Genomic DNA, 5,634 nt, shown 5'->3' with positions numbered 1-5,634 from the left:
TCGACGCCCTGAACGACGAACTCGCACAGGGCACGGCGGCATCCCCGTCGCGACCGATGAGGACGTCGCGACCGCCGAGGCATCCGCAGACGCTCCCGTCGACCACTTCGCCGGCAACCGCACGGCGGACGCCGAGACGGTCACCGCCGACACGGACACCGACACGGACTCCGACGAGTCCACCGAGCAGGCCGAACAGCCGCGCCAGGGTCGCAACCGTAATCGCAACCGGGGCGGCAACCAGAACCAGGCGGGCGGCGAGCAGGACGACAACTCCCGTCAGCAGAACGGCCGCCAGTCGAACCGCAACCAGAACCAGCAGAACCAGAACGCCGAGCGCGGCCAGGACAACCAGGACCGCAACCAGGACCGCAATCAGGACCGCAACCAGGACCGCAACAACGCGGCGCAGCAGGACCGGAACAACCAGTCCCAGCAGGACCGCAACCAGGACCGCCAGGCGCAGCAGGACCGCAACCAGCAGGACCGCCAGGCCCAGCAGGAGCGCAACCAGGAACGTAACCAGGAACGCAACCAGGACCGTCAGGCCCAGCAGCAGGAGCGCGGCCAGCAGGACCGCAACCAGCAGGACCGTGGCCAGGACGACGACCTGAACAGCCGCAGCAACCGCAACCGGTTCCGTGACCGCAAGCGCCGCGGCGTCACCGCCGGCGACGACTTCGAGCCCGAGCTGAACGACGACGACGTGCTGATCCCCGTCGCCGGCATCCTCGACGTCCTCGACAACTACGCGTTCGTGCGCACCTCCGGCTACCTGCCCGGTGCGAGCGACGTGTACGTCTCCCTCGGCCAGGTCAAGAAGTACAACCTGCGGAAGGGTGACGCCGTCGTCGGTTCCATCCGCCAGCCGCACGAGGGCGACCAGAACGGCCGCCAGAAGTACAACGCGATCGTCAAGGTCGACTCGATCAACGGCCTGTCCGTCGAGGAAGCCGCCAATCGCGTCGAGTTCCAGAAGCTCACCCCGCTGTACCCGCAGGAGCGTCTCCGCCTCGAGACCGAGCCCGGCAAGCTCACCCAGCGCATCATCGACCTCGTCGCCCCGATCGGGAAGGGCCAGCGCGGCCTCATCGTCGCGCCGCCCAAGGCCGGCAAGACCATCGTCATGCAGCAGATCGCGAACGCCATCGCTACCAACAACCCCGAGGTCCACCTCATGGTCGTGCTGGTCGATGAGCGGCCGGAAGAGGTCACCGACATGCAGCGCACGGTCAAGGGTGAGGTCATCGCCTCCACCTTCGACCGCCCGGCCGAGGACCACACCACGGTCGCCGAGCTCGCCATCGAGCGTGCCAAGCGCCTCGTGGAACTCGGACACGACGTCGTCGTGCTCCTCGACTCGATCACGCGACTCGGGCGGGCGTACAACCTGACCGCGCCGCCGTCGGGCCGGATCCTCTCCGGTGGAGTCGACGCATCCGCCCTGTACCCGCCCAAGCGCTTCTTCGGCGCCGCGCGCAACATCGAGAACGGTGGCTCGCTCACCATCCTCGCGTCCGCGCTCGTCGAGACCGGCTCCAAGATGGACGAGGTCATCTTCGAGGAGTTCAAGGGCACCGGCAACATGGAGCTGCGCCTCTCGCGCCAGCTCGCCGACAAGCGGATCTTCCCGGCGGTCGATGTCAACGCATCGGGAACCCGTCGTGAAGAAATGCTGATGAGCTCGGACGAGGTCAAGGTCACCTGGAAGCTCCGTCGTGCGCTTGCCGGACTCGACCAGCAGCAGGCACTCGAGGTCGTCCTCGGTCGCCTCAAGGAGACGTCCTCCAACGTGGAGTTCCTCATGCAGGTTCAGAAGTCGATGCCGTCCCTGAACGGGTCAGACAAGGACAAGTAATGTTCGAGTCTGTTCTGACTCTGCAGGCCGAATTCGACGAGCTGCAGTCTGAACTGGCCGACCCGGAGTTGCACTCCAACCCGGCCCGTTCGAAGAAGGTCAACCGGCGCTACGCCGAGCTGAGCCGTATCATCGCGGCCTGGAACGAGTGGAAAGAAATCGGTGAGAACCTCGACGCCGCCCGGGAGCTCGCGGAGGAGGACTCGTCCTTCGCCGAGGAGATCCCCGGGCTCGAGGTCCAGCTCGAGGACACCTCCGCGAAGCTGCGCCGTCTGCTCATCCCACGCGATGAGCTCGACGCCCGCGACGTGATCATGGAGATCAAGATGGGGGAGGGCGGTGCGGAGTCCGCACTGTTCGCCGCCGACCTGCTCCGGATGTACCTGCACTACGCCGAGTCGAAAAAGTGGAAAACCGAGATCATCGAGCAGACCACGAGCGACCTCGGCGGTATCAAGGACATCCAGCTCGCGATCAAGAGCAACACCAACGACCCCGCTGAGGGCGTCTGGGCGCACCTCAAGTACGAGGGCGGCGTGCACCGCGTCCAGCGGGTGCCGGCGACCGAGTCGCAGGGACGCATCCACACCTCTGCGGCGGGCGTGCTCGTGTTTCCAGAGGTCGATGAGCCCGAAGAAGTCGAGATCAACCACAACGACCTCAAGATCGACGTCTACCGGTCGAGCGGCCCCGGCGGCCAGTCCGTCAACACGACGGACTCCGCGGTGCGCATCACCCACCTTCCGACCGGAATCGTGGTCGCGATGCAGAACGAGAAGAGCCAGCTGCAGAACAAGGAAGCCGGGATGCGCGTCCTGCGCGCCCGCGTCCTCGCCCGGCAGCAGGAAGAGATCGACGCGGCCGCGTCCCTGGTCCGCAAGGGCCAGATCCGCACGATGGACCGGTCAGAGCGCATCCGCACGTACAACTTCCCGGAGAACCGTATCGCCGACCACCGCACCGGCTACAAGGCGTACAACCTCGACACCGTGATGAACGGCGCCCTCGACGCCGTCATCGAGTCCTGCATCCTCGCGGACGAGGCCACCCGCCTCGCCGAAATCGGGGACCACGACTAACCGGTTTCGCGCTCGAGTGTCGCAGAAGATGCCCAGAATCGCCGGTCGAACGGCGATTCTGGGCATTTCTGGTGACTCTGGTCGGCGGCGGCGGCAGATGCCGCGAGCCGGCTAGTCCTCGTCGGAGACCGGGAGACCGCGCGCGCCCTCGATCGTCTGCGCGCGCACCGGCTGGATCGTCGCGGGGATGCCGAGCAGCAGGGACTTCGGCGGGGCGTCCCTCGTGACGACGGCGTTCGCGCCGATCGTGCTCCAGGCGCCGATCGTGATCGGACCGAGCACCTTCGCGCCCGCGCCGATCGTGACGCCATCGCCGAGGGTGGGATGCCGCTTCTCACCGCGGACGACGCCGTGCCGGGTCTTCCCGCCGAGAGTGACGCCGTGATAGAGCATCACGTCGTCGCCCACATCGGCGGTTTCCCCGATCACGACGCCCATGCCGTGGTCGATGAACAACCGGCGCCCGATCCGGGCGCCGGGGTGGATCTCGATCCCGGTGAGGAACCGGGTGAACTGGGAGACCAGCCGGGCGGGCAGGTACAACCCGGCCACCCACATCCGGTGCGCGATGCGGTACGACCAGACGGCGTGCAGCCCGCTGTACGCGAGGAAGACCTCCACGTTGCTGCGGGCTGCCGGGTCGTGGGCGCGCGCCATCGCCATGTCCTCACGGATGCGTGAAATGACTCCCATGTCGGTTTTCAGTTGTTCCCGTTCTTGTTAGTCGAGCAGGTCCTCATACAGCACGGTGGAGATGTAACGCTCTCCGAAGCTCGGGAGGATGGCGACGATGGTCTTGCCGGCGTTCTCCGGCTTCTTCGCCTGCTCGATGGCCGCCCAGACGGCGGAGCCGCCCGAGATGCCGGAAAGGATTCCCTCGTCGGTCGCGAGTGCGCGAGCGGTGGTGAGGGAATCGGCGAGGGTGACATCGGTCACCTCATCGTAGAGGTCGGTGTCGAGAACGGACGGGATGAAGTTCGCGCCGATGCCCTGGATCTTGTGCGGACCCGGCTTGCCGCCGGTGAGGATCGGGGAGTCGATCGGCTCGACGCCGACGATGTGCACGGAGGGCTTGCGTTCCTTGAGCAGTCGTCCGGCGCCCGTGATGGTGCCGCCGGTGCCGATGCCCGCGACGAAGATGTCGACGGCGCCTTCGGTGTCGTCCCAGATCTCAACGCCGGTCGTCGCGAAGTGGATCGCCGGGTTGGCGGGGTTGTCGAACTGACGGGCGAGAATCGCACCGGGCGTGTTCGCGACGATCTCTTCGGCCTTCTCGACGGCGCCGCGCATGCCGGCGGCCCCCGGGGTCAGCACGATCTCGGCGCCATAGGCGCGAAGGAGGACGCGGCGTTCCTTGCTCATGGTCTCCGGCATCGCCAGGATGACCTTGTAGCCGCGGGCCGCTCCGACGAGCGCGAGCGCGATGCCGGTGTTGCCGCTCGTGCCCTCGACGATGGTGCCGCCGGGCAGGAGTTCGCCGGAGGCCTCTGCGGCGTCGACGATCGCGATGCCGATCCGGTCCTTGACGCTCGCGGAGGGGTTGTAGAACTCGAGCTTGACGAGCACGGTCGCGTCGAGGCCCGCCGTGAGGCGGTTGAGCTTGACCAGCGGTGTCCCTCCAACTGCCTTGGTGATGTCGGAGTAGATGCGTGCGGTCATCGCAGTGCCTTTCGGTCGGGTCATCGGGTCATTCGGATCGGGAACCTCGCTCAGCCTACGGCTCCGGCATTGGGAGAGCGCGCTTCATTACGTTACATTCCAAGGTGTGACAACTGAAGACGACGACCATTCCATTCCCGGCACTTTTTCCGCCCCCGACGCGGGCGAAGCGGTCCCGGACGCGGTGGACACGATCCGTGCCCGCACCATCGGCATCCTCGCCGCCGCGGGCATCGCCGACCCCGAGGTCGACGCCGACCTCCTGATCGGCCACGTGCTCGGCCGGAGCCGCGGAGAGGTGCAGGCCGCCGTCATCCTTCGCACCGGTGTCACGTCGGCGGATGCCGCCGCTATCGACGTCCTCGTCTCTCGCCGCGCCCTGCGCGAACCGCTGCAGCACATCACCGGGCGAGCCCCGTTCCGGTCGATCGAACTCCTCGTCGGCCCGGGCGTCTTCGTACCCCGACCCGAGACCGAGCAGGTGGCCCAGTTCGCGATCGACGCCCTCCGCTCCGTGCCCGACCCTGACCCGATCGGCGTGGACCTCGGCACCGGGAGCGGCGCGATCGCGCTCTCCCTCGCCGTCGAAGTGCCGAACGCGCGGATCTGGGCCGTCGAGAACTCGCCGGAGGCCTTCGCCTGGACGACCCGCAACTTCACGGCGGTGAACGCGGCCAATGCGACCCTCGTCTTCGGCGACCTCGCAGACACGGGCATCCTCGCCGAACTCGACGGCACCGTCGCCGTCCTGATCTCGAACCCTCCCTATATACCGGCGGATGCCGTGCCGCGCGACCCCGAGGTGCGTCTCTTCGATCCCGCGCACGCACTCTTCGGCGGGGCGGACGGCCTCGACGTCGTCCGGCACGTCTCGCAGACGGCCCTGCGCCTGCTGCGCCCCGGCGGAGTGCTCGTGATCGAGCACGGCGAACTGCAGGGCGCCGACATCCGTGCCCTGCTGACCGGCGACGGCACCTTCCAAGGTCCATCCATCAATGAGTTCTTCCCCGAGGGCGTCTTCTTCGTGGGGACGCCATT

The 5,634-nt window shown here is 67.3% G+C and carries 5 protein-coding genes; 3 read left to right on the top strand and 2 right to left on the bottom strand.

What is annotated here, in order from left to right; all coding sequences use genetic code 11:
• Together rho and prfA are read left to right on the top strand one after the other, a co-directional pair.
• Window positions 1-1,858: transcription termination factor Rho (gene rho, locus QN357_RS17435; RefSeq protein ID WP_323505274.1), on the top strand; the 1,858-nt coding region annotated here is incomplete at its 5' end.
• Window positions 1,858-2,937 carry a peptide chain release factor 1 gene (prfA, locus tag QN357_RS17430; RefSeq protein ID WP_134448141.1) on the top strand — a complete coding sequence of 360 codons (1,080 nt, stop codon included), beginning with the start codon at window positions 1,858-1,860 and terminating at the stop codon, window positions 2,935-2,937. The genes rho and prfA, both read left to right, overlap by 1 nt.
• A gap of 111 nt (window positions 2,938-3,048) precedes the next feature.
• Here the strand turns inward: prfA and epsC are convergent, their stop codons facing one another.
• Both epsC and cysK read right to left on the bottom strand, forming a co-directional pair.
• Entirely contained in the window at window positions 3,049-3,630 is a 582-nt protein-coding gene (epsC, locus tag QN357_RS17425; RefSeq protein ID WP_134558685.1) for a serine O-acetyltransferase EpsC, read from the bottom strand.
• A gap of 27 nt (window positions 3,631-3,657) precedes the next feature.
• On the bottom strand, window positions 3,658-4,596 hold the full coding sequence (gene cysK, locus QN357_RS17420; protein WP_134448145.1) for a cysteine synthase A: 939 nt from the start codon (window positions 4,594-4,596) through the stop codon (window positions 3,658-3,660).
• A 133-nt stretch (window positions 4,597-4,729) separates the two neighbouring features.
• On the opposite strand from cysK, the gene prmC reads away from it, so the two are divergent.
• Window positions 4,730-5,634: peptide chain release factor N(5)-glutamine methyltransferase (gene prmC / locus QN357_RS17415; RefSeq protein ID WP_416347630.1), on the top strand; the 905-nt coding region annotated here is incomplete at its 3' end.

Source organism: Cryobacterium sp. RTC2.1 (genome assembly GCF_035018685.1).
Taxonomy (GTDB): Bacteria; Actinomycetota; Actinomycetes; order Actinomycetales; family Microbacteriaceae; genus Cryobacterium; species Cryobacterium glucosi.
Note: the sequence above shows the minus strand (reverse complement) of the source record. Positions and strands in the feature narration are given on the sequence as shown.

Bases quoted from the DNA above. Each gene is read 5' to 3' on its own strand.
- cysK (WP_134448145.1), bottom strand. From the start codon at position 4,596: ATGACCGCACGCATCTACTCCGACATCACCAAGGCAGTTGGAGGGACA.
- epsC (WP_134558685.1), bottom strand. From the start codon at position 3,630: ATGGGAGTCATTTCACGCATCCGTGAGGACATGGCGATGGCGCGCGCC.
- prfA (WP_134448141.1), top strand. From the start codon at position 1,858: ATGTTCGAGTCTGTTCTGACTCTGCAGGCCGAATTCGACGAGCTGCAG.